Source organism: Pseudoalteromonas sp. SWYJZ19 (assembly GCF_015864375.1).
Lineage (GTDB): Bacteria > Pseudomonadota > Gammaproteobacteria > Enterobacterales > Alteromonadaceae > Pseudoalteromonas > Pseudoalteromonas arctica.
The window spans coordinates 47,748-69,986 of the sequence record NZ_JADYXI010000004.1 but is presented as its reverse complement, the minus strand read 5'-3'; the positions used below and the strand labels follow the sequence as shown (position 1 = coordinate 69,986).

Sequence of the window (22,239 nt, the reverse complement as noted above, 5' to 3'; positions counted from 1 at the left end):
TTTTTATAGGTTGCTAATCTTTCAAGGCTCTTCGGAGTATCTTACCTACGTTAGTTTTAGGTAACTCATCCCTAAACTCTACCAGTTTGGGGACCTTGTAATTAGTTAAATTTTCACGACAGTGACTTATTATATCTTTTTCAGTTAAAGAAAGGTCTTTTTTCACAACAAAAACTTTAACTTGTTCACCACTTACATCATGAGGAATACCAATAGCGGCTACTTCTAGTACACCTTCGTGCATAGCCACTACTTCTTCAATCTCATTAGGAAAAACATTAAAGCCAGATACAATGATCATGTCTTTTTTACGATCTACAATAAAGAAGAAACCTTCATCATCATAAGTCGCAATATCACCTGTAGCAAACCAGCCGTCTTTTAAACATTCAGCGGTTGCATCTGGTCGTTTGTAATAACCAACCATTACTTGCGGGCCTTTAACCCAAAGCTCACCTGGCTCGCCTTTTGCGGCTTCTTCACCATTATCAAGCATTAACTTAATATCGGTATTAGGCGCAGGTAAACCAATAGAGCCATTGTATGCTTTTAAATCAAAAGGACTAATAGTAACTAAAGGAGCACATTCAGTAAGTCCGTAGCCTTCCATTAGTTTTGAACCAGTCACTTTTTGCCATTTTTCGGCAACAGGACGTTGAACCGCCATACCACCGCCTAACGACATTTTTAAGTGGCTAAAATCTAGATCAGCAAAACCTGGAGTATTTAATAAACCATTAAATAGTGTGTTTACGCCAGTAATAGCGGTGAAGTTATGTTGGCCAAGCTCTTTAACAAACCCAGGCATATCACGTGGATTAGTAATAAGTACGTTTAAGCCGCCGTATTTCATAAACGTTAAGCAATTAGCTGTTAAAGCAAAGATATGATAAAGCGGTAAAGCAGTAATAACGACTTCTGTACCACGATTTAACACTTTATCTAAACAACCTGAAACTTGCTCAAGGTTACCGACCATATTACCGTGGCTAAGCATTGCACCTTTAGATACACCTGTTGTGCCACCGGTGTACTGTAAAAAAGCAAGATCAGACAAGCTCATTTCAGGACGCGTGTATTTAGCTTCATCCGCAGCTAAAACGTCTGAAAAGTTAATTGTGTTCGGTAAGTTGAATTTTGGCACCATTTTTTTAATGTGCTTCACAACAAAGTTAACTATATGCTTTTTAAGCCCGCCAACCATATCGCCTACTTGCGTTACTACAATGTGTTTAACATCGGTATGAGCAAGTGACTTTTCGAGCGTGTCAGCAAAGTTTGCTAGAATGAAAATAGCGGTAGTGTCGGAATCTTTTAACTGATGCTCTAATTCGCGCACAGTATAAAGTGGGTTAACATTTACAACCACACAACCTGCACGCAAAACACCTAAAATTGTGACTGGTGTTTGCAGTAAGTTAGGCATCATTACGGCAACTTTGTCACCTTTTTTAAGACCCAAATCATTTTGAATATAGGAAGCAACTTTTTTGGTTGCGGTGTCAATTTCGTCATACGATAACGTTTTACCCATATTAGTAAATGCAGGTAGATCTTTGTAATCAGAAAAACTTTTTTCGAACACTTCGAGTAACGAGTTGTAATGCTCAGGATCGATTGTTTCAGGCATACCCTCTGGGTAGCGCTTAAGCCAGATTTTTTCCACTCTTAGCCCCTGTTTATAATTATATTTTTATTAACCTTAATCTAAGTAAGGCGCTTTAACAATTGAGCAAATACTCTAATGCAGGAATAATCCCACATTTCACGTAAACTTACAATTAACATGCACCATTTTGCAGCATAAAGTCTTGAATATGCTCAAAACATAACTCACTACTTTGCATATGGCAATGATGCCCACCCTCTACTTCAATTACCTTCAAGTTATTGTAATAACTAATATACTTTGCCAAATTTTGTTTTACAAACGAATAACCTTCGTTACCTAAAATTAATTGACATGGTGCAGCTAAATCTTTTATTGCACCAATACATTGCGCTTCATCAAACCTAAAACCTGAGTGATTTTTAAGCTTTGGATCTGTTGTTAACGTAAAACCATCTGAAGTCTGTTTTATATTTCGCTGCATTAAGAGCGTAATAAGCTCACTATTTAAATCGGTTGTTTGAGCACGTGCTTCATAAATAAGTTCTTTCGATTTATAAGTTCTCGACTTTTTATTTTTTAAACGCGCTCTATTTAATACCGCACTTTTTAGCTGTTCGCATACACCTTCACTTGGCGTTGTAACACAACCAATACCCTCTATAAAGGTAACAGACTTAACATAATCGCCAAAACAACTAGCCAAAAGTCCTGCAACCATAGCCCCCATTGAATGACCCACTAAATGTACTTTTTTAACACCAAGCGCATTTATAAGTTGGTACACATCATCAATATAATCAATAAAATAATAGTGTGCGTCATCACTTCGCCAACTCGATAAACCGTGCCCAACAAAGTCAATGCAGTACCAAGTGTGCTTTGGGTTAACGTTGTTTAACATTGGCATAAAGCTATGGCAGTTGTCTAACCACCCATGTAGCGCTATTACTATTTCGTTCCCTGAACCTACTTTTAAGCCATGAATATTTAAATTATTGGTTTCAATATTAAACGGCTGCATGGTAAGTCCTTTATTAATTTAGAGCATCATTATTTATAGCATACAAGTTGTCAGACCACTAACTTAGGAAATGGTGCGAAATTCACGATTTAATTATCTTCCTGGTATCAAATATAGCACTGAGTAGAAAACCAAACTCAATATTTTCAACAACTTAAAAATGGTGTGATAAGCAAAGGTTTTTTAACATATTAATATTGAGTACCTTTTAAACAAATAAAAGGTGAGAGCACCATATATAGATAGCTTATAACTAGTATAATTTAAATAAATAGAACTAACAGCGTTAACTACAATTCTATGTATATAAAATCAAAGTATAAATTATAAATATCTCAGATATTCATTTATTTATCATCCTATCTGTATACAATATCAGCGGCTATTAAATAAGGTACACTCATAAGGTACAACCATGAAAAAACAGATCAGCTTATTGGCACTTTTATGCACCGCTTCTGGTGCTTACGCAGAATCAGCACCTAAAAATGTAATTTATATGATTGGTGACGGTATGGGTCCGGCTTACACCACGGCTTATCGCTATTTTAAAGATGACCCTGCAACAAAAGAAGTCGAAGGTACGGTTTTTGACACTATTTTAAAAGGCATGGCGCATACCTACCCTGACGACCATACTTATGTAACTGACAGTGCAGCAGGTGCTACAGCGCTTAGTAGCGGTCATAAAAGTTATAATGGCGCGGTTGCTGTAGATACAGATAAAAAGCCAGTTAAAACCATGCTCGAAATAGCAAAAGAGCGCGGTATGACAACAGCGCTTGTTGTAACGTCACAAATAAATCATGCAACACCAGCGAGTTTTACAGCTCACAATGAATCTCGTTACAACTACGATGATATTGCCAACGATTATATTGATAATAAGATTGCTGGTAAATTACCCGTTGATTTAATGCTTGGTGGCGGTACTAAATATTTTATTCGAGATGACCGTAATTTAGTTGAAGAATTTAAAGCCGCAGGTTACCAATATGGCGACGATATTAATAATCTGGGCCAAATTACACAAATACCTGCCATAGGTTTGTATGCAAGCAAAGGCCTGCCATTTGCACTTGATATAAACCCAACTCGCCTGACTCAGTTAACATCTAAAGCACTTGGTTTACTAGATAACCAAAACGAAGAAGGCTTTTTTGTAATGATTGAGGGCAGCCAAATTGATTGGTGTGGTCACTCTAACGATATAGCCTGTGCGATGGCTGAAATGGACGACTTTGCTAAATCAATCGAAAAAGCAAAAGCATACGTTGATAAAAATAAAGACACTATACTTGTGGTTACAGCCGATCACTCAACGGGCGGCCTAACTATTGGTTCGCACGGCCAATTTAAATGGGAAACAGACGTAATTAAAGGTGTTAAGGCAACGGCTAGTAAGTTAACAGACAAACTTATGGAGTCTAAAGACTTAAAACCAGTATGGACTGCTAACACCAATATTGAATTTACAACTGAAAACCAAATCAAACTTGAGCAAGCTAAAAAAATGGGCGAAAAAGCGCTTAATTTAGCTGTTAAAAGTATTATTAGTGATGCGAGCTTTACTGGCTGGACAACCGGTGGACACACCGCTGTAGACGTTCAAGTATTTGCTTATGGCAAAGGCAGTGATCAATTTATTGGTTCACAAAATAATACTGATATTGCAGATAAGCTAATCGGCTTTATTGAACAGTAATCTTTGCTTCGTTTTGAACACAAAAAGCCCGAACATATGTTCGGGCTTTTTATTAAATTTTATCACTGTATTTATCTAATACCAACCTGCTTATATACGGGGTCTATTTAACGTTAAGAAAATTACACTAGAACTAGGCAAAAATTTTTGTATCTAGTTGTTCTAAATAAAAAATTTTTAACGACGTTATAGTGCAATTTAATCCGTTAAATTGATCAAAGATTTATGTAGGTTGGTATAAAACGTTTGAATGAGCTTTAAGCGTATATATCAACGCCTATTAAATTTTGTACTTCGGCTCTGCGTTCTAAATTGGCAAATTCAGTATAAGTAGAAATCGCTTTACTTACTTGAGCTGTCGGTTGGTCGTAAATTGTTTGGCTGTATTCATTGCTTTTAGCACTGCTTTTAAACAGTTGATTAGCCAGTTCGACGCCCTCGACACTGCTTTTTACATAATCGGTATTCGTTTTTTGAGCAGCCGGCTGGTCTAATAAACTCTGTGGTTTATTAGTAACAACTTTAGTAGGGCTAACCCTACCCGGAATATCTCCGGTAAAAAAACCTGAACCAATAGGCAGCGTCATTACGCGTCTCCAACCTTAATATTGCATAAAATTATGATTTAAAAACAACCAATTTGCAAATAATACTTGAATTCAAGATATGGCTACTCACGTCCTGGTAGCTTTTTCCACGTTACCGTATCGCGCACATATTTAGGTTGAGCGTCACTCGCTTTTACAACGTCACCCGCTAAAAACGCGGCTTCAACATGCGCTAACATATAACGCGCATCAGGCAATGTAATATCAGTATTAATTGTCACGTTTTCAAAGTCATTAAGCGCATCAGGATAGGTTTTAAAGCCTGTGCCCACCGCTACAGATGGCTCACTGGTCGCTATATAGTCATTGTTTAGTAAATCAGGTTTTATAACGCACTCTTGGTTAACTAAAAGCATTAGATTATTTTGCGCTTGGTAATGTGCAAAGTATATCTCGCCCATGCGTGCATCTATGCTTGGATAAACACTAAGACTACCGTTTTGTTCAAACGCTTGTTGCGCCATAATAGCCAAAGTAGACACACCTACAAGCGGCAAATTAGTTGAATACGCTAAACCTTGTGCTATTGCTACACTAATACGCACACCAGTAAAACTACCCGGGCCTTGCCCAAAACCAATGACATCTAAGTCTTTTAATTTACAGTTTGCTTTAGTTAATAGCTCATCCACAAGTGGAAGTATTTTTTGGCTATGTTGCTGCGGACATTCTTCAAAATGATGAAATGTTTGGCCCTGAAAATGTAAAACAATTGAAAGTGCTTCAGTTGAAGCATCAAGGGCAAGAATATTACTTTTGATCATTTTATTACTCTAATTAATTTGTTTTAAAAATGTATTGGCATCTTCTAAGCTTCGCGTGCGGCGCATCGGCGGTAAGCTTTTTAAAAATACTTGGCCATATTGGCGTGTAACTAAGCGATTATCGCATATTACAAGTACGCCTTTGTCTTTACTATCTCGAATTAAACGCCCTACACCTTGTTTTAGCGCAATAACAGCCTGCGGTAATTGTATGTGTGAAAAAGGGTCTTTTCCCTGCATTTGGCAATCTTGCATTTTAGCTTGAAGCAATGGATCGTCAGGGGCTGCAAATGGCAATTTGTCTATAATAACACAGCTTAGTGTACTGCCGCGTACATCAACACCTTCCCAAAAAGAAGCCGTGCCGAGTAATACCGCATTACCATGGCGGGTAAATTTCTCTAAAATAATACGCTTAGATATTTGCCCCTGCATATAAACTGGGTAGTCTATTTGTGTGGTGAGCCCTTCGGCAACTAAGTGCATCATTCGATAGCTCGTAAATAACACAAAACAACGCCCTTGCGCTGACTTTATAAGCTCAAGTGTTAATTTTACAATCGCATGCGGCATATTATCAGCATGCGATTCAGGTAAGTAACGCGGTAAACACAGCAGCGCCTGATTAGGGTAATCAAATGGGCTATCTACCATCATGCTTTGCTTTGGTTTTAAACCGAGGCTTGCATTAAAATGCTCTAGTTTGTTGTCGACCGAAAGTGTTGCTGATGTGAATACAAAGCCTGCCCCCGTGTCTTGCATCATTTGAGCAAATTTAGCTGATACATTTAATGGCGTTATATTAATAGTTAAATAACGGCGCGTTGTTTCATACCAGTAACTAAAACCGGTTTGAGCAGTATCAAAAACCCGCTCTAACTGCCCTTTAAACGCAAGTGCACGCTCAAACGGATGCTCAATTTTGTCGCTTCTATCTAGGCAAAGTTTAAGTACTTGATAAACAAAATCTAAATCACTGATCACACGATGAAGTGCCGCGCATATTTGTTTATCGCTTAGCTTTTCTCGCCAATCGCCTCTACTGCCATCAACACCAAACTGTAATCGTAAATCAGCAACGCTTGTTTCAAGCTTATTTAAGCTTTTACCTAGCTGCAGCATATCGGGAATTTCGGCTCTATAAATAGCACGTAAATCATTAATTAAATCCACCAGCTTTTTAGTACTAATACTCTCACCAAAATAATCACTGGCGATTTCGCTTAACTGGTGGGCTTCATCAAATATATACGCATCGGCTTTTGGCATAAGTTCAGCAAAGCCACTTTCTTTTACGGCCATGTCGGCAAAAAACAAATGGTGGTTAATAACAACCACATCAGCATCGGCCGCAGTTAAACGTGCTTTACGTATATAGCAGCTTTGAAAGTCTGGGCATTCTTTGCCTAAACAATTATCGGCTGTTGAGTTTACATAAGGCAGCACTTTGGCATCATCTTCTATACCAATACAATCGGCTAAATCGCCTGACTGCGTTTCACTGGCAAACTTAGCCACCATGGCTAGTTGGTGCATTACATCAGAGTCGTCAGTAGGTACATGCGCAACATGCTGGTTTAGTCGGTAGGTGCATAAGTAATTGGCACGCCCTTTTAATAAGGCGGTTTTTTTAGAAGCACTAAGCGCTTTTACTAATTGAGGTAAATCGCGGTGGTATAACTGCTCTTGTAAGGCTTTAGAGCCAGTCGATATTATCGTTCGGCCTTTTGATTTGAGTGCAGGCGCTAAATAGGCAAATGTTTTACCAGTACCCGTGCCTGCTTCAACAACTAATTGCGAACTGTTTTTTAATGCATCAGCAACGGCTACAGCCATATCAATTTGTGGTTGGCGAGGCGTATATCCATCTAACGATGACGCCAAAGGTCCGGTTGCACTAAACAGCTGTTTGATAATACCAATCACTTTAAAATAAATAATAGCGGGATTTTACGTAAGCAAAGCATTTAGGGCAAGTAATTACAAAACGCACTTTTATTTTATGGGTTAACGTGCGTTTTATTATTCGAGCTTAGGGAGTGATTCATTATTCGATTTTACAATACACTCTGTATTTATAACGTACATTTAATTTATTGATGACAATATTTACAAAGCCTAATTTGTTATTAACTCTTACTAAAAATAATCCTTATTAAAAGCGATATAAAGGTATAAATACTGTGACTCTCAAATATTACAGGAGTACCATACGCGGGTTTATAATCCTCCTTTTTGTGTGTCGTTTAAAAAATAGTTAAGGTTAATCAATGAATGCTTGGTACCTCATTTGCTTTCTCTCTGCAATTGCAATATTTATAGCCTTTGCAAACCAGTACATCCTCAAAATGCAAACTACTATTGCCATTACAACGGGCTCTGTGGTTATTTCTTTATTGCTGATCATTGCAGTTAAATTATTAGGCGATCAAAATGCATTAGCAATGACCCAAATTGTTTCCAGTATTAACTTTAACGAGTTATTACTTAAAGGCATGTTGGGGTTTTTACTCTACGCGGGTGCGCTCGAAATAAACCTACTTGCCCTACGTAAGCAGCGATGGGAAATTACTGCTCTGGTATTATTTTCAACCATTGCTTCCACATTTATAGTGGGCTATTTAAGCTTTTATTTATTCCCCGTTTTTGGTTTTGATGTTCCTTTTATTTATTGTTTATTGTTTGGCGCGCTTATTAGTCCAACCGACCCTATTGCTGTACTTGCTATTATTAAACAAATGAGAGCACCAGAAGGTATTTCAGTTCAAGTAGAAGGTGAGTCGCTATTTAACGATGGTATCGGTTTAGTTATATTTACCACTATATTCTCAGTTGCTTTTTATGGTACCGATGCACAATTTGGCGACATAGCAGAGCTATTCTTTGTTGATGCCATAGGGGGTATTGCATTTGGTTTAGTCATTGCATTAGTTGGCCACTTTTTAATTATTAATAGCCGCGATGTAAACATTCGCTTATTAATTACCTTAACGATTCCTACCGCAGGTTTTGCTGCTGCAAATATTTGGGAAATATCTGGCGCACTTGCTATGGTAACGAGCGGCATATTAATGGGTAATATCACCCGCACTAAAGCAACTGAGCGCACAGGCCCTGAAGACACACGCTACGTAAAAGACTTTTGGCATGCAACCGACAGCTTTTTAAATGCCCTACTGTTTTTAATAATAGGTATGTTGATAGTTACTATGCCAATCACTATTGGCGAAATAGGTTTAGGCTTATTAATGGTACCTGCGGTATTACTTGCACGCTTTATAAGTGTAGGCGCACCATTTGTAATTTTTAAACGCTTTAGGACTTACGATAAACACAGTGTTAAAATTTTAACCTGGGGTGGACTACGTGGTGGCCTTGCACTGGCAATGGCCGCAGCTATACCACGCGAGCAAGTTTTTGTAGGCGGTTCAGACCTACATAACTTAATCGTTATTGTTACTTACGTTGTGGTTATATTTTCTATTATTGTACAAGGCTTAACTATTTCGCCGCTTATTCAAAGCAGCATTAAGTCAGCTGAGCAAGCCAAGTAATAAATACTTTGTCCGCAACACATTCAGTAACCAAGTTATTATAAAAATCACTTGGTTACTGTTACTCTCGTGTTACAAAAACACTTTAAAGTTATATAAATTGTTATCCTTTTTATTTATCTGCTTTGTTTAAATTAATCTGCTTGAAATGCAAATGAAAACAATTATAATTTTGGCTTTTCCTCTGCAGGGCTTTTCAATGTCCATAAATAATTCTCACATGTTTATTAACTTTGTGTCTGTAAGCAAGCGTCAGCTTAATTTCATTTTTGCACTTTTGATCATGATGACGGCAAGCTTTAGCGTTTCTGCCTCACCCGATCAACAAATAAAAATAAAGCAAATTGCACAGCTTGCAGAGTACGTAGGTGTTGATTACGTAGCAGCTGTTGGGAATGGTGAAATACTCGACCCCGACGAATATCAAGAAATGACTGAATTTGCGCACGTTATTATTGAGCAAGCTGGACAGCTATCAAGCCAAACAAATGAGTTCGACACAGTAAAGGTACAAGCTAAAGCCTTGCATTCAGCGATTGCCAATAAAGCAAGCGTTGCCGATGTACGCGCAGCAAGCTCTGCGCTTCGTGAATCACTTCTTGTCTTTATGCCGCAGCTATCGTTACCTACGTCACTACTACCTGTTGAGCAAACCAAAGCGCTTTTTGCTGCTAACTGTTCAATGTGTCACGGCCCAAGTGGTCAAGGCGACGGCCCGCTTGCAAAAAACTTATCACCAGAGCCTACCAACTTTACCGATGAAGAACGCGCAACTAACCGCTCATTAATGGGTTTGTTTGACGCTGTAAGTAATGGTATTAACGACACGCCAATGGTTGCGTTTACTCAATTTAACGAACAACAACGTTGGTCTTTAGCTTTTTATGTTGGTAGCTTGGCATTTAAAGACGTTAAAAAACCGCAAAATGTAGATCAAAATGTTACCGCTTCGCAAATTGTAAACCTAAACCCTGCACAATTATCGGCAGGTCAAAGTGAAGCGCAAGCACACTACGTTAAATGGTTACGTGGTAATCCAGAGCAATTATTTACCGGTAAAAAAAATCCGATAACGGTTACTCGAACGCAGTTACTTGCAGCGCAAGCCGCGCATGCTAAAGGTAATTACTCTCAAGCGAGTGACTTAGCAATTAGCGCATACTTAGATGGCTTTGAACTTGTTGAAAATAACTTAAATGCTTACGACGAAGCTTTGCGTAAAAACATCGAAGTACAACTGATGAACCTGCGTCAAACCTTCAAAAACGAGAAAGATACTGCCATCGTTGGCGATAAAGTAAGTGCGGCGCTAGCTCAACTCGCGAAAGCAGATAGCATGCTAAACGAAACCAAACTAACTGATGGTGCACTCCTCTCAGCAAGTTTAGTTATATTGCTACGCGAAGGCTTAGAAGCACTCCTCGTTATTATTGCCCTTATGACCGTACTTATTAAAACTAAACGTCAAGATGCGCTTAAATATGTACATGTTGGCTGGATAACCGCACTTATTGCAGGTGGCTTAACATGGGCTGCTGCGCAAACATTAATAGAAATAAGTGGTGCAAGTCGCGAAGTTATGGAAGGTGCAGGTGCATTATTTGCCGCTGTTATTTTACTGTATGTTGGCGTATGGATGCACAGTAAAACCAGTGCGCAACAATGGCAAAAATACATAAAAGACAATATAGATAAGCGTCTTGAGTCGGGTACATTATGGGGGTTAGCAGGGCTTTCTTTTATTGCCGTATACCGTGAAGTATTCGAAACCGTACTATTTTACCAGTCATTATTAACACAAAGCTCGCCGGCTCAATATTCATCTATTGCATCGGGTTTTGCCATCGGTGTAGCAATACTGGCTATTATTACGTGGGTATTAATTAAATACTCAATTAAATTACCGGTTGCTAAGTTTTTTGCAATTACCACTTACCTATTATTTGCACTCTCATTTGTGCTTATGGGCAAAGCCGTTATTGCACTACAAGAGGCCGATATAATAGGTATTGCGTCACTACCAATGAGCTTTGATATTGCATGGCTTGGTATAAAATCGACATGGCAAGGTATTGCGGCTCAAGTTTGTGTATTCGCTATATTTAGCTTTTATATATTCAAAAGTAAAAGCCAGAAGTAATTAGTTCAACAAAAAAGGGAAGCCTAGTAAATAGGCTTCCCTTTTTGAATTCTAGCAATCTACAAATAACTTTAAACTATTAACTGTAACCTATGCCCATGTATCTAAATGGGGATTTTCGTCCCCATCTAAGTTAGACTTTTTTTTATTATTTTGATCATCAAGCATATTGAGATTTTTCTTTTTTTGTAACTCACGCCTTTTTTTATTCTCTAGTTCAACTTTTTCAGCCGCAGCGCCACTTTGCACACCCGCAATATGAAAAGCACTTTTTGTCTCAACTTCTAGCCTAGTTATTCTTCCTAAATAAGGAATCATAATATCCATACATACTTCCTTATTTTAACTGTTTGATTGTCAAAATGCTTAATTTGAATAATAAACAAACAATTATTCGCTAAAATTGCGCTTATTACCTTAATATTATCGACAGTTATAACATATGCTTTAATTAAGCTAAAAAAAACTTGCCATAATATAGCTGTTTATGTTTTTATGAATGCGAAATTTATTTAAACAGATAACAACTGCACGTTAACAAAACAACGGGCAGTTACATAGGATAAAAAATGCGCTTAAACCTGACAACAGTACATCATCACCACCATTCACCGGAATAACCTGTCAGGTCTTTCGCTGAGAGGTTATTCCTAAAAGGAACCTCTGGCGATTCAAATAACATTGATTCATTTTCGCCCTGAGGTTCCCCTCGGGGTTTTTAGTTTTTAAATTAAAGGAAAATGAATAATGAACAACAGTAATCGTCTACGTATCGCCATCCAAAAAGGTGGCCGCCTATCTAAAGATTGTCAAGATCTGCTAAAACAGTTAGGTGTTAAACTTAACCTTCGTGAACAACGCTTAATTGCACACTCAACTAATATGCCAATTGACGTACTACGTGTGCGCGATGACGATATTCCGGGTTTAGTAATGGACGGTGTATGTGACTTAGGCATAGTTGGCGAAAACGTACTAGTAGAAGTTCAAGCAGAACGTGAACGACAAGGTGTTCCAAGTGAAGTAACTAAACTTTCAAAACTAGACTTTGGTTACTGTCGTCTTGCACTTGCATGGCCACAAGAGCTTGGCGCTCGCGATAAGAGCTGGTTTGAAGGCAAACGTATTGCGACTACCTACCCAGAAATCTTAACTCAGTGGTTAAAGCGCGAAGGCATTAACGCAAGTACAGTAATGCTTACGGGTTCTGTTGAAGTAGCACCGCGTGCGGGTTTATCTGATGCAATTTGTGATTTAGTATCTACTGGCGCAACACTTGAAGCTAACGGCTTAATTCAAGGCGAAACAATTTTAGAATCAAACGCGTGTTTAATTCAAAATAAAGATCTTCAAGATGCTGACAAACTAGCACTAATCAATAAGCTTATGCCGCGCCTACGTGGTGTTAGACAAGCTAAAGAAAGCAAATACATCATGCTACACGCACCAAAAAACAAACTTGATGAAATTTGTGAAATTTTACCAGGTTCTGGTCAACCTACTCTACTTGCCCTTGCTGGTAACGATGAATACGTAGCACTACACATGGTAAGCAGCGAAACATTATTTTGGGAAACAATGGAGCAGTTAAAAGCCCTAGGCGCTAACTCTATTTTAGTTATGCCAATTGAAAAAATGATGGAGTAAGTGCCATGCTTCGTTGGAATGAGGAATCTTCACAAGTACAAGCAGCGGCGCTAATGCGCCCTGCAGTTTCTGCCAGTGCCAAGGTTGAAGCTATATGCAAAACTATTTTAGCTAACGTAAAAGAGCAAGGCGATGAAGCCTTACTTAGCATGGCTAAAGAGTTTGATAATAGATCTAACCCTCGCTTATGTGTTCCGCTTGATGAAATTAACGCATCAGAGCAAGCACTAAGTGCAGAGCTTAAATACGCAATTGATACCGCTTATGCAAACGTTAAACGTTTTCACGAAGCGCAATTGCCAAAAGATATTAAATTATCGACCCAACCAGGCGTTGTATGTGAACTGAAATATCAAGCCATCGAAGCAGTCGGTATTTATGTACCCGGTGGCAGTGCTCCACTGCCATCGTCGGTTATTATGCAAGGTGTATTAGCACAGCTAAGCGGCGCAAAAACTGTTGTACTTGCTACACCAGTACAAGGTGATAAAGCCATTAACCCTGCTATTTTATATGCAGCTAAGTTATGTGGTATCACTACGTTAATAGAAAGTGGTGGCGCAGGCGCAATTGCAGCAATGGCGTATGGCACCGAATCGGTTCCTAAAGTGAACAAAATATTTGGCCCAGGTAATAGCTTTGTAACAATGGCTAAACAGCTTGTTGCGCAAACTATACCGGGTATGGCAATTGATATGCCAGCAGGTCCGTCTGAAGTATTAGTTATTGCAGATGAACGTGCGAACCCAGAATTTATAGCCGCCGATTTACTCTCTCAAGCAGAGCACGGCGCAGACTCGCAAGTTATTTTATTATGTAACAGCGAAAATATTATAGAACAAACTCAACAGGCGCTTACACGCCAGTTAGCTAACTTAAGCCGCAAAGACACAGCCGAAAAAGCACTGGCTAACTCATCGCTTATTTTAGTTGATTCAGTTGCGCAGGCATTTGACGTATCAGCGCAGTACGGTCCAGAGCACCTAATTTTACAATTAGCTGATTCAGCACCTTACCTAGATAAAGTTAAAAATGCAGGCTCAGTATTTGTAGGTGACTACACACCAGAATCTGCAGGCGATTACGCATCGGGTACTAACCACGTGTTACCAACGTATGGTTACAGTGCAACATACTCGAGCTTAAACTTACTTGATTTTTTTCGTACATACACAGTGCAAACAATTACCAAAAGTGGTTTAACGCAGCTTTCGAAAGCTATTTTACCACTTGCAGATGCAGAAGGCCTTGATGCCCACGCTAATGCGGTTTCAATTCGTTTAGAGGCAATTAAAAATGAGCAATGAGAGCGCACAAGCGTCTAGCTTATTACCTAAGAATATTGCAGCCCTTGCTGCATACAGCTCTGCAAAAAGTGAAAAGCTAACCGGTACTACGTGGCTAAATGCTAACGAAAGCCCTTATGCTAAAAACCTTGAACTGAGTATTGAGGATTTAAATCGCTACCCTGATCCACAACCGCAACTGGTTATTGACCGTTACGCCGCTTATACAGAGCTTGAAAGCGGAAATGTATTAATGACGCGCGGCGCAGATGAAGGCATTGAGCTTTTAGTGCGCACATACTGTGAGCCAGCTAAAGATAGTATTGCGCTATTTTTACCAACCTACGGTATGTACAAAGTTACCGCCGATACACACAACGTTGGTATTAACGCGCTTACCCAAGAATTATTATTAAGTGGCAGTGCTGACGAAATAGTCGCCGCTGTTGGCAGCTCAAAACTAGTATTTATTTGTAACCCAAATAATCCAACGGGCAGCCTAACACCACTTGATAAAGTAAAAGCGATTGCTACAGCACTTGCGGGTTCTGCATTAGTTATTGTTGATGAAGCCTATATAGAGTTTTGCCCAGAGCAAAGCGCGACTAAGCTTATTAATGAATTTAGTAATGTAGTGGTTTTGCGTACGCTTTCTAAAGCCTTTGCGCTTGCAGGCCTTAGAACTGGCTTTACGCTTGCACAAGCAGCAACTCTTGCGCCAATTCGTAAAGTCATCGCGCCGTATCCGGTATCTGGCGTAGTAGCAAGCATTGCAGCGCAAGCAATTGCACCCGATGCAATTACATCAATGCGTCGCCAAGTGACTATTTTAAATAGCTTAAAAGCTAAATTAGTGGATTGGCTAAACGCCTCCCCTGCTGCATTAAAAATTCTCACTGGTGAAGGTAACTTTGTTACTTTAAAATTAGCCGATAAAAACTATTTTAAAATTGCACTTGAGCAAGGTTTGGTTATGCGCGCTTTTACGCTATACGGGGAAGACGACTGGCTACGAATTTCAATTGGCAGTGAACAAGAACTTGAACAAGTAAAAATTTGGTTAGATGGCCTACAAACGCCAGCTACCGCAGCATCTTTAGCAGGAAACGAAGTATCATGAGTAACCCCTATTTATTTATCGACCGCGACGGCACTATTATTGAAGAGCCAATTACCGACAAACAGGTAGATAGCCTTGAAAAGCTAGCATTTTTACCTGGCGTTATCCCTGCGTTATTACAATTACAAGCCGCAGGTTACCGTTTAGTAATGGTGTCTAACCAAGATGGTTTAGGCACAGATAGCTTTCCTACTGCTGATTTTGACATAGCACAAGACAAAATGATGGACATAATGCAAAGCCAAGGCATTAGCTTTGACGAAGTATTAATTTGCCCACACTTTAACGAGCAAAACTGTGATTGCCGTAAACCTAAAACAGGATTACTTACCGAGCTTATGCGCTCAGGCAAAGTAGATTTAGCACGCTCTTTTGTTATTGGCGACCGCGAAACTGATATTGGCCTTGCTCAAAACCTATGTTGTGAAGGCATTTTATACGACGGCGATTGGAGTGCCATAGTAACTAAATTGACCACTGCAAACCGCGAAGGTCGTGTTACACGCAACACTAAAGAAACCCAAATTGATGTAGCCATAAACTTAGATCAAACTAAAAATGGCAGCATAGACACCGGACTTGGCTTTTTTGATCACATGCTTGATCAAATTCGCACGCACGCAAACATTGGTTTAAACATTAAAGCCAAAGGCGATTTACACATAGACGAGCACCACCTTGTTGAAGACATTGGTATTGCCTTAGGTGTCGCACTTAAACAAGCCCTCGGTACTAAATCGCAAATTGCACGCTATGGTTTTGCGCTTCCTATGGATGAATGTAAAGCTGAAGCACAAATTGATTTATCGGGCCGTGCATCATTTGTATTAAACGCTAACTTTAGCCGCGAAAAAGCCGGTGATTTAGACGTACAAATGGTTGAGCACTTTTTCAAAAGCTTAAGTGATAATGCCGCTATTAGCCTTATTTTATCGGTAAGCGACGGTAACTGTCATCACCAAGTAGAAGGCTTATTTAAAGCGTTTTCGCGCGCCCTTCGTATGGCAGTAGCACAAGACACAACCCAACAAACAGCCAGCTCTAAGGGATGTTTATGATTGCCATAATTAATACCGGTTGTGCCAATATAAATTCAGTACGTTTTGCATTTGAACGCTTAGGGCAAACACCAACAGTAATTACTTCACCAGAGCAATTAACGGGTTTTGAGCGCGCTATATTGCCAGGTGTAGGTCATGCGTCAGTTGCTATGAAACGCCTAGTAGATAACGGCTGGCAACAAGCTATAAATGAATACCAGCGCCCGCTTATGGGTATTTGTTTAGGTATGCAGTTACTGTGCGAAAGCACCGAAGAAGGTAACGTACAGTGCCTAGGTAAAATACCAGGGCAAGTAAAAGCGCTTGATGTAGGCAATTTAACGTCGCCGCATATGGGTTGGAATAACTTAAGCGTTAACAAAGAACATGCATTAACTAAAGGGCTAACGCTCGATGAGCAAGTGTATTTTGTTCACAGCTTTGCGCACACCGTAAACGACGCCACACTAGTTAGCGGCGAATACGGTCAAACCTTTTCAGCCATTGTTGCTAAAGACAATTACGCGGGCATGCAATTTCACCCAGAGCGCAGCGCAAAAGTTGGCGCACGTTTATTACAAAATTTTGTTGATTGGCAGTTATAAGCTGCCTATTAACTAACAAAAAAGAGATTATTTGTGATTATTCCAGCATTAGACGTATTACAAAATCAAATTGTGCGCTTGTACCAAGGTAAATACGATACAGCACAGTTTTACCCTTTCGAACTTGGCGCGCGCTTAAAAGAATACGCCGACAGCGGCGCAGGAAAACTGCACCTTGTTGATTTAGAAGGTGCACGCGATCCAAGTAAAAAACAGTGGAAACATATTCAAGCTGCAACCAAAGCGCTTAACGTACCGTACCAAGTGGGCGGCGGTATTCGCTCAGAGCAAGATGTAAGTGATTGGCTAAAAGCCGGCGCAAACCAAGTTGTTATTGGTTCAATGGCAGTAGAAAAACGCGAACAAGTAAAAGCCTGGATTGAACAATTTGGCGCAGAGCACTTTGTTATTGCCCTTGATGTAAATAAAACAGCCACTGGCTGGGCACCTGCTACGCACGGTTGGTTAAGTGAATCTGAATTTGGTTTACTTGAGCTGGTTGATTTTTATGTGAGCTTAGGCGTTATCGACTTCTTATGCACGGACATCAGTAAAGATGGCACAATGACGGGCCCATCGTTTGAGCTTTACGAAGACCTAACTCGCCACAACAGCACAATTAAAGTGCAAGCCTCAGGTGGCGTAAGCTCACTGGATGATATTAAAAAGCTTAAAGAGCTAGGTGTGGGCGGCGTTATATTAGGTAAGTCACTGCTTGATGGCGCATTTAGCGTTGAGGAGGCACTGGCATGTTATCAAAACGCATAATTCCATGTTTAGACGTTAAAGACGGCCAAGTAGTTAAAGGCGTTAAGTTTAAAGGTCATGAAGTTGTTGGCGATATTTTAACAATGGCTAAAGCCTACAGCGAAGCTGGCGCAGATGAACTGGTTTTTTACGAGATCAGTGCAAGCGTTGAAAAACGCCTACTTGATGTAAACTGGGTAGAGAGCATTGCACGCAATATCGATATTCCATTTTGTGTAGCTGGCGGTATTAAATCAGTAGCTGATGCAGCGCGTGTTTTAGAGCGCGGTGCTGACAAAATAAGCATTAACAGCCCTGCTATTGCGCGCCCTGAACTTATTAAAGAATTACACGATGAGTTTGGTAAGCAATGTGTTGTAGTCGGCATAGACAGCTTTTTTGATGAAATTACCGGCGAGTATTTAGTGTATCAATTAACCGGCGATCCTAATGCATCAAGCCGTACGCGTTATAAAACACAAGAATGGGTTAAACGCGTACAAGACTTAGGCGCAGGCGAAATCGTATTAAACTGTATGAACCAAGATGGCGTTCGTAACGGTTACGACAACGAGCAACTCAGTAAAATTCGCGAGCTATGTCACATTCCTTTAATCGCCTCAGGCGGTGCGGGCTCTATGCAAGATTTTGTTGATGTATTTAAACAAAGCAAAGTAGATGGTGCATTAGCCGCCAGCGTTTTTCATAAAAATGTGATTAACATTGGCGAACTAAAACAATTTTTAACAGATAACCAAGTGGCAGCAAGATTATGCAAGTAACACAACAAAACCAAGATCAAGTCGATTTCGCTAAAAGTGAAATGATCCCTGCTATTATTCAAGATGCCCGCTCGGGTGTTATTTTAATGCAAGGCTTTATGAACAGCGAAGCACTAAACGTTACGCTTGATACCAATAAGGTAACGTTTTACTCGCGTTCAAAATCGCGTTTATGGACTAAAGGCGAGTCATCAGAAAACTACTTAAACGTAGTATCTGTGCATACCGATTGTGACTACGATTCAATTTTAGTACTTGCCAACCCAGAAGGCCCAACGTGCCACTTAGGCACACAAAGCTGTTTTGGCGATGAAGCAAAACCAAGTTTAAGCTTTTTAGCACAGTTAGAAGATGTGATTGTAGCGCGTAAAAACGACGACCCTGAAAAAAGCTACACTGCCTCATTATTTGCAAAAGACTTAAGCCGTAGTTGTCAAAAGGTAGGTGAAGAAGGCGTAGAAGTTGCCCTTGCCGCTATGAAACACGATAACGATGAGCTAACTAACGAGTCTGCTGATTTAATTTATCACCTTACCGTATTGCTACAACGCCAAGGCTTAGCCCTTGAAGATGTAGTTAAATGCTTGCAAGGTCGCCATAAATAGCACCTGTTACAGAAAATTACAAAAGGCTCATATTTTATGGGCCTTTTTGTTTTTCGCTTTTAATTGAGTAAATTATGTATGGTATAGTGCGAGGCTCAATTAATCGGTTACTGTGAACTATGAAAAACTATATTATTCCTCTTATTATCGCGTTTATTTTAGCGGGCTGTACCAGAAAAACTAATCAGACTACAACTACAGCAGCCACTACTACAACGAATCAGTCTGTAAAAACCACAGTAACACCCGATGAATGCAGCACCATAAATAACCTAATAAATGGTTATGAGTCTGGTTTTAATTCAATCAAAACAGATAAAGTAAATAACCAGTTTACTAATCAATGGCGTACTAATACTCATATTATTGGAGCAAGCTGTACGATTACTTTAAATAAGTCAGAGCAAGCAAGCTACCAATGCCAAACACCCGTTAATACACAAACGCAAACCGTAAAGTCTCATCAAAAACTGGCTAAGCAATTACGCCAATGCTTAACCACAACAGGTTGGTTTGAAAGCCAAAAAGAAACAGCAAGTTCAATTTACAGCACCTTTGTACTTGATACTAAAACCCCTGTCATTACACTCTCTACCAATCAAGAAGGTAATGGGTTCAATACTCGCTTTGAAATTGCACCACCGTTAGGGCTTTAATAATGCGCCAATTAAATCAAAACAAAAAACCATCTAAATTTAAAACTGATTGCCTAGGAATATGCGAAAGGCGCAGCGGTTACTGCACCGGGTGTGGGCGTACCAACGAAGAAATTTTTGATTGGATAATATTATCTGAAGATGAAAAAAAAGCGATTTTAGAAACACCACGAGCAGATGCTAACTCATAACAAATAAAGCCCCTAAATGTTAAAAGTAACAGTTAACTGATTAACTAAAAGCTTTTTACTTGTTGTGGCTATTCATTTTAGTTGCGCTAATACAGCTTTCGACTACTAGCTCGAATGAGTTATTAATATCTATATTTATAACATTGGGCTCATCTTCTTTTGGTACTTCTAGCGCTTCAAATTGGCTTTTGAGTAAATCAACAGGCATAAAATGCCCTTTTCTGTCCTGCATACGGCTTTTAACCAGTTCAAAATCACCATAAAGATGTAAAAAGGTAATACCTATATTTCCGTCACATATTTGTTCTCGGTATTTCTTTTTTAATGCAGAGCAGACTATTACCGCAATTTCATTTTTCTTTTCAATGCTAAATGCAGCATCACGTATTCTTTCTAGCCAAGGCACACGATCAGCATCATTTAAAGGCTGCCCAGATGACATTTTTAATATATTAGCCTTGGGATGTAAGTCGTCTCCGTCGATAAATTTAGCGCCAATGCGCTTTGCTAATGCATCACCCACACTTGACTTCCCTGTGCTTGAAACCCCCATTACAATATAAACACGACCTACATTTGTGTTACTCATGTATTTACCCTCGCCTTAATTTAATAATTAATTATTTTCAATGTATATATTATATTGAGTTACGGGTAACATGTTACCCGTAACAAATGCGAAAGTGAAGTTAAACACACACTAAACATCATAATTCACACTGAATATAAGTAGGGAAAAATGTCAGATTTATCATTAATACTAACAGCGGCAGGCTCCATATTTTTATTGCTTTTCTTAGTAATGAAAGTACGACTACATGCTGTCGTCTCTTTAATCCTTGTTTCTATGATTGCAGGATTATTCTCAGGAATGAGCCCTGAAATAATTGCCGCTACAATTCAAAAGGGAATGGCTGGAACGCTAGGCTTTGTAGCGGTGGTGGTCGCTTTAGGCGCCATGTTTGGCAAAGTAATGGAAGAAACCGGCGCGCTGGATCGTATTGCCCACACACTTTTACACCGTTTTGGAGAAAAAAACGCTAATTGGGCGCTTACCTTTACGGGCTTTATTTGTGCCCTCCCCCTCTTTTTTGATGTGGCCGTTGTACTTTTAATCGGTATTGTTTTTGCTGTGGTACGAAAAGGCGGTGGCAGCGTTGTTAAAATTGGTATTGGGCTACTTGCTGGGATAGCGTCTTGTCAGGCGTTTCTTATTCCTGCGCCAGGGCCTATTTTGGTTGCCTCTCAATTAGGCGCTGACTATGGTTATATGATTTTATTTGGCCTTATTGCTGCCATACCGGCAATGATTATAGGAGGTCCAATTTGGGGCTCTATTATTTCTAAATCTATTCATGTAGAACTCCCACAGCACGAACAAATCGACGATAACCAAAGAGTTGGTAAAGGGACGCCTAGTTTTGGATTAGCATTAGGTTTAATTGCTCTGCCATTAATTATGATTAGTTTAAATACTATTGGTAGTCGCTTTGTTGAAAAAGACTCTGATTTATATAATTGGTTAGCCTTTATAGGTCATCCATTTACTGCAATTTTAGTTGCCTGCCTAATGGCATTTTATTTGCTCGGCGCAAGGCGCGGTGTCCCTAATGCTAGAATCATGGAAATTTGTGGTAGTGCCTTACAACCTGCGGGAATTATTATTCTTGTCACTGGTGCCGGTGGGGTATTTAAACAAGTATTAGTTGATTCAGGAGTAGGTACGGCACTGGGTAATTACTTAGCTGGCTCAGGCTTACCGATTGTAATACTCGCTTTTGTATTATCAGCCGCTGTGCGGGTCATTCAAGGCTCTGCGACAGTAGCTATGCTTACAGCGTGTGGCTTAATTATTCCAATGCTTCAGCCTTTAGGCCTTGATGGAGCGCAGCTTGCCGCTGTCACTATTGGTGGGGGCTCTATTGTGCTCTCCCATGTAAACGACTCAGGATTTTGGTTAGCAAGTCGCTATCTCGGTTTGAGCGAAATGCAAACTCTTAAAACATGGACAGTAATGGAAACCATTATTGGTACTGTTGGCGCACTTGTCGCTATGATTATTTCTCTGTTTTTGTAAAATTACAGTATGTAGAGTTATCATCACATATAAAAATTACCTGAGCCTTTTGTTATTTAGGCTCAGGTAATTAGGCTCA

Annotated in this window: 21 protein-coding genes; 14 read left to right on the top strand and 7 right to left on the bottom strand. The window is 39.6% G+C overall.

Translation table 11 applies throughout. The annotated features are described in order from the left end of the window. Positions 1-13: 13 nt before the first annotated feature. Both fadD and I6F45_RS05415 read right to left on the bottom strand, forming a co-directional pair. Positions 14-1,666, bottom strand: coding sequence for a long-chain-fatty-acid--CoA ligase FadD (gene fadD / locus I6F45_RS05420; protein ID WP_197159887.1), 1,653 nt, complete (start codon positions 1,664-1,666; stop codon positions 14-16). A gap of 115 nt (positions 1,667-1,781) precedes the next feature. Then, positions 1,782-2,633 carry an alpha/beta hydrolase gene (locus I6F45_RS05415; RefSeq protein ID WP_165727985.1) on the bottom strand — a complete coding sequence of 284 codons (852 nt, stop codon included), beginning with the start codon at positions 2,631-2,633 and terminating at the stop codon, positions 1,782-1,784. A 415-nt stretch (positions 2,634-3,048) separates the two neighbouring features. Between I6F45_RS05415 and I6F45_RS05410 the strand changes: the two genes are divergently transcribed. Beyond that, positions 3,049-4,338: an alkaline phosphatase gene (locus tag I6F45_RS05410; RefSeq protein ID WP_166420523.1), complete on the top strand. Its 1,290-nt coding sequence runs from the start codon at positions 3,049-3,051 to the stop codon at positions 4,336-4,338. A gap of 257 nt (positions 4,339-4,595) precedes the next feature. Here the strand turns inward: I6F45_RS05410 and I6F45_RS05405 are convergent, their stop codons facing one another. The 3 genes from I6F45_RS05405 to I6F45_RS05395 all read right to left on the bottom strand — a co-directional run bounded on the left by I6F45_RS05405 (position 4,596) and on the right by I6F45_RS05395 (position 7,636). Then, the gene (locus I6F45_RS05405; RefSeq protein WP_007580633.1) at positions 4,596-4,925 is read right to left on the bottom strand and encodes a hypothetical protein; all 330 of its coding nucleotides are present in this window, start codon (positions 4,923-4,925) and stop codon (positions 4,596-4,598) included. An 83-nt stretch (positions 4,926-5,008) separates the two neighbouring features. Then, positions 5,009-5,710 carry a tRNA (adenosine(37)-N6)-threonylcarbamoyltransferase complex dimerization subunit type 1 TsaB gene (gene tsaB, locus I6F45_RS05400; RefSeq protein ID WP_024591060.1) on the bottom strand — a complete coding sequence of 234 codons (702 nt, stop codon included), beginning with the start codon at positions 5,708-5,710 and terminating at the stop codon, positions 5,009-5,011. 9 nt (positions 5,711-5,719) lie between these two features. Continuing rightward, entirely contained in the window at positions 5,720-7,636 is a 1,917-nt protein-coding gene (locus tag I6F45_RS05395; protein WP_197159885.1) for an ATP-dependent DNA helicase, read from the bottom strand. Positions 7,637-7,980: 344 nt separating this feature from the next. On the opposite strand from I6F45_RS05395, the gene I6F45_RS05390 reads away from it, so the two are divergent. Continuing rightward, complete coding sequence (locus I6F45_RS05390; protein ID WP_197118970.1) at positions 7,981-9,264, top strand: cation:proton antiporter; 1,284 nt, start codon at positions 7,981-7,983, stop codon at positions 9,262-9,264. Between the two features lie 283 nt (positions 9,265-9,547). After that, positions 9,548-11,404 (top strand): cytochrome c/FTR1 family iron permease, encoded by a 1,857-nt coding sequence (locus I6F45_RS05385; RefSeq protein ID WP_165728070.1) that lies wholly within the window; start codon positions 9,548-9,550, stop codon positions 11,402-11,404. A gap of 90 nt (positions 11,405-11,494) precedes the next feature. Here the strand turns inward: I6F45_RS05385 and I6F45_RS05380 are convergent, their stop codons facing one another. Continuing rightward, positions 11,495-11,731: a hypothetical protein gene (locus I6F45_RS05380; RefSeq protein WP_197118969.1), complete on the bottom strand. Its 237-nt coding sequence runs from the start codon at positions 11,729-11,731 to the stop codon at positions 11,495-11,497. Positions 11,732-12,151: 420 nt separating this feature from the next. Between I6F45_RS05380 and hisG the strand changes: the two genes are divergently transcribed. The 10 genes from hisG to I6F45_RS05330 all read left to right on the top strand — a co-directional run bounded on the left by hisG (position 12,152) and on the right by I6F45_RS05330 (position 20,083). Continuing rightward, the gene (gene hisG / locus I6F45_RS05375; protein WP_007580644.1) at positions 12,152-13,051 is read left to right on the top strand and encodes an ATP phosphoribosyltransferase; all 900 of its coding nucleotides are present in this window, start codon (positions 12,152-12,154) and stop codon (positions 13,049-13,051) included. A gap of 5 nt (positions 13,052-13,056) precedes the next feature. Then, positions 13,057-14,358 (top strand): histidinol dehydrogenase, encoded by a 1,302-nt coding sequence (gene hisD, locus I6F45_RS05370; RefSeq protein ID WP_197159884.1) that lies wholly within the window; start codon positions 13,057-13,059, stop codon positions 14,356-14,358. Further along, a complete protein-coding gene (hisC, locus tag I6F45_RS05365) occupies positions 14,348-15,457 on the top strand; it encodes a histidinol-phosphate transaminase (RefSeq protein ID WP_197100477.1) in 1,110 nt (369 codons plus the stop codon). Before hisD ends, hisC begins: the two co-directional genes overlap by 11 nt. Continuing rightward, on the top strand, positions 15,454-16,515 hold the full coding sequence (hisB, locus tag I6F45_RS05360) for a bifunctional histidinol-phosphatase/imidazoleglycerol-phosphate dehydratase HisB (protein WP_007580650.1): 1,062 nt from the start codon (positions 15,454-15,456) through the stop codon (positions 16,513-16,515). Before hisC ends, hisB begins: the two co-directional genes overlap by 4 nt. Further along, entirely contained in the window at positions 16,512-17,102 is a 591-nt protein-coding gene (hisH, locus tag I6F45_RS05355) for an imidazole glycerol phosphate synthase subunit HisH (protein ID WP_197159882.1), read from the top strand. The genes hisB and hisH overlap by 4 nt, the downstream gene beginning before the upstream one ends. Positions 17,103-17,135: 33 nt before the next feature. Further along, entirely contained in the window at positions 17,136-17,870 is a 735-nt protein-coding gene (locus I6F45_RS05350; RefSeq protein WP_002960267.1) for a 1-(5-phosphoribosyl)-5-[(5-phosphoribosylamino)methylideneamino] imidazole-4-carboxamide isomerase, read from the top strand. Next, positions 17,852-18,631, top strand: coding sequence for an imidazole glycerol phosphate synthase subunit HisF (hisF, locus tag I6F45_RS05345; RefSeq protein WP_033038393.1), 780 nt, complete (start codon positions 17,852-17,854; stop codon positions 18,629-18,631). Before I6F45_RS05350 ends, hisF begins: the two co-directional genes overlap by 19 nt. Continuing rightward, positions 18,622-19,236, top strand: a complete 615-nt coding sequence (gene hisIE / locus I6F45_RS05340; protein WP_197159880.1) for a bifunctional phosphoribosyl-AMP cyclohydrolase/phosphoribosyl-ATP diphosphatase HisIE — start codon at positions 18,622-18,624, stop codon at positions 19,234-19,236. The genes hisF and hisIE overlap by 10 nt, the downstream gene beginning before the upstream one ends. A gap of 119 nt (positions 19,237-19,355) precedes the next feature. Beyond that, the gene (locus I6F45_RS05335; RefSeq protein ID WP_197159873.1) at positions 19,356-19,892 is read left to right on the top strand and encodes a hypothetical protein; all 537 of its coding nucleotides are present in this window, start codon (positions 19,356-19,358) and stop codon (positions 19,890-19,892) included. A 2-nt stretch (positions 19,893-19,894) separates the two neighbouring features. Then, on the top strand, positions 19,895-20,083 hold the full coding sequence (locus tag I6F45_RS05330) for a DUF1289 domain-containing protein (protein ID WP_002960277.1): 189 nt from the start codon (positions 19,895-19,897) through the stop codon (positions 20,081-20,083). 55 nt (positions 20,084-20,138) lie between these two features. On the opposite strand, the gene I6F45_RS05325 is transcribed toward I6F45_RS05330, so the two are convergent. Further along, positions 20,139-20,672, bottom strand: a complete 534-nt coding sequence (locus I6F45_RS05325; protein ID WP_197159871.1) for a gluconokinase — start codon at positions 20,670-20,672, stop codon at positions 20,139-20,141. 150 nt (positions 20,673-20,822) lie between these two features. Here I6F45_RS05325 and gntU point away from each other — a divergent pair, with 150 nt between their 5' ends. Further along, entirely contained in the window at positions 20,823-22,160 is a 1,338-nt protein-coding gene (gntU, locus tag I6F45_RS05320) for a gluconate transporter (protein WP_197159869.1), read from the top strand. Positions 22,161-22,239 lie beyond the last annotated feature (79 nt).

What these genes read in the sequence shown, in the direction of transcription:
- I6F45_RS05415 (WP_165727985.1), bottom strand. Translation starts at nt 2,633, where the DNA reads ATGCAGCCGTTTAATATTGAAACCAATAATTTAAATATTCATGGCTTA.
- I6F45_RS05410 (WP_166420523.1), top strand. Translation starts at nt 3,049, where the DNA reads ATGAAAAAACAGATCAGCTTATTGGCACTTTTATGCACCGCTTCTGGT.
- I6F45_RS05405 (WP_007580633.1), bottom strand. Translation starts at nt 4,925, where the DNA reads ATGACGCTGCCTATTGGTTCAGGTTTTTTTACCGGAGATATTCCGGGT.
- tsaB (WP_024591060.1), bottom strand. Translation starts at nt 5,710, where the DNA reads ATGATCAAAAGTAATATTCTTGCCCTTGATGCTTCAACTGAAGCACTT.
- I6F45_RS05390 (WP_197118970.1), top strand. Translation starts at nt 7,981, where the DNA reads ATGAATGCTTGGTACCTCATTTGCTTTCTCTCTGCAATTGCAATATTT.
- I6F45_RS05385 (WP_165728070.1), top strand. Translation starts at nt 9,548, where the DNA reads ATGATGACGGCAAGCTTTAGCGTTTCTGCCTCACCCGATCAACAAATA.
- I6F45_RS05380 (WP_197118969.1), bottom strand. Translation starts at nt 11,731, where the DNA reads ATGGATATTATGATTCCTTATTTAGGAAGAATAACTAGGCTAGAAGTT.
- hisG (WP_007580644.1), top strand. Translation starts at nt 12,152, where the DNA reads ATGAACAACAGTAATCGTCTACGTATCGCCATCCAAAAAGGTGGCCGC.
- hisD (WP_197159884.1), top strand. Translation starts at nt 13,057, where the DNA reads ATGCTTCGTTGGAATGAGGAATCTTCACAAGTACAAGCAGCGGCGCTA.
- hisC (WP_197100477.1), top strand. Translation starts at nt 14,348, where the DNA reads ATGAGCAATGAGAGCGCACAAGCGTCTAGCTTATTACCTAAGAATATT.
- hisB (WP_007580650.1), top strand. Translation starts at nt 15,454, where the DNA reads ATGAGTAACCCCTATTTATTTATCGACCGCGACGGCACTATTATTGAA.
- hisH (WP_197159882.1), top strand. Translation starts at nt 16,512, where the DNA reads ATGATTGCCATAATTAATACCGGTTGTGCCAATATAAATTCAGTACGT.
- hisF (WP_033038393.1), top strand. Translation starts at nt 17,852, where the DNA reads ATGTTATCAAAACGCATAATTCCATGTTTAGACGTTAAAGACGGCCAA.
- hisIE (WP_197159880.1), top strand. Translation starts at nt 18,622, where the DNA reads ATGCAAGTAACACAACAAAACCAAGATCAAGTCGATTTCGCTAAAAGT.
- I6F45_RS05335 (WP_197159873.1), top strand. Translation starts at nt 19,356, where the DNA reads ATGAAAAACTATATTATTCCTCTTATTATCGCGTTTATTTTAGCGGGC.
- I6F45_RS05330 (WP_002960277.1), top strand. Translation starts at nt 19,895, where the DNA reads ATGCGCCAATTAAATCAAAACAAAAAACCATCTAAATTTAAAACTGAT.
- I6F45_RS05325 (WP_197159871.1), bottom strand. Translation starts at nt 20,672, where the DNA reads ATGAGTAACACAAATGTAGGTCGTGTTTATATTGTAATGGGGGTTTCA.
- gntU (WP_197159869.1), top strand. Translation starts at nt 20,823, where the DNA reads ATGTCAGATTTATCATTAATACTAACAGCGGCAGGCTCCATATTTTTA.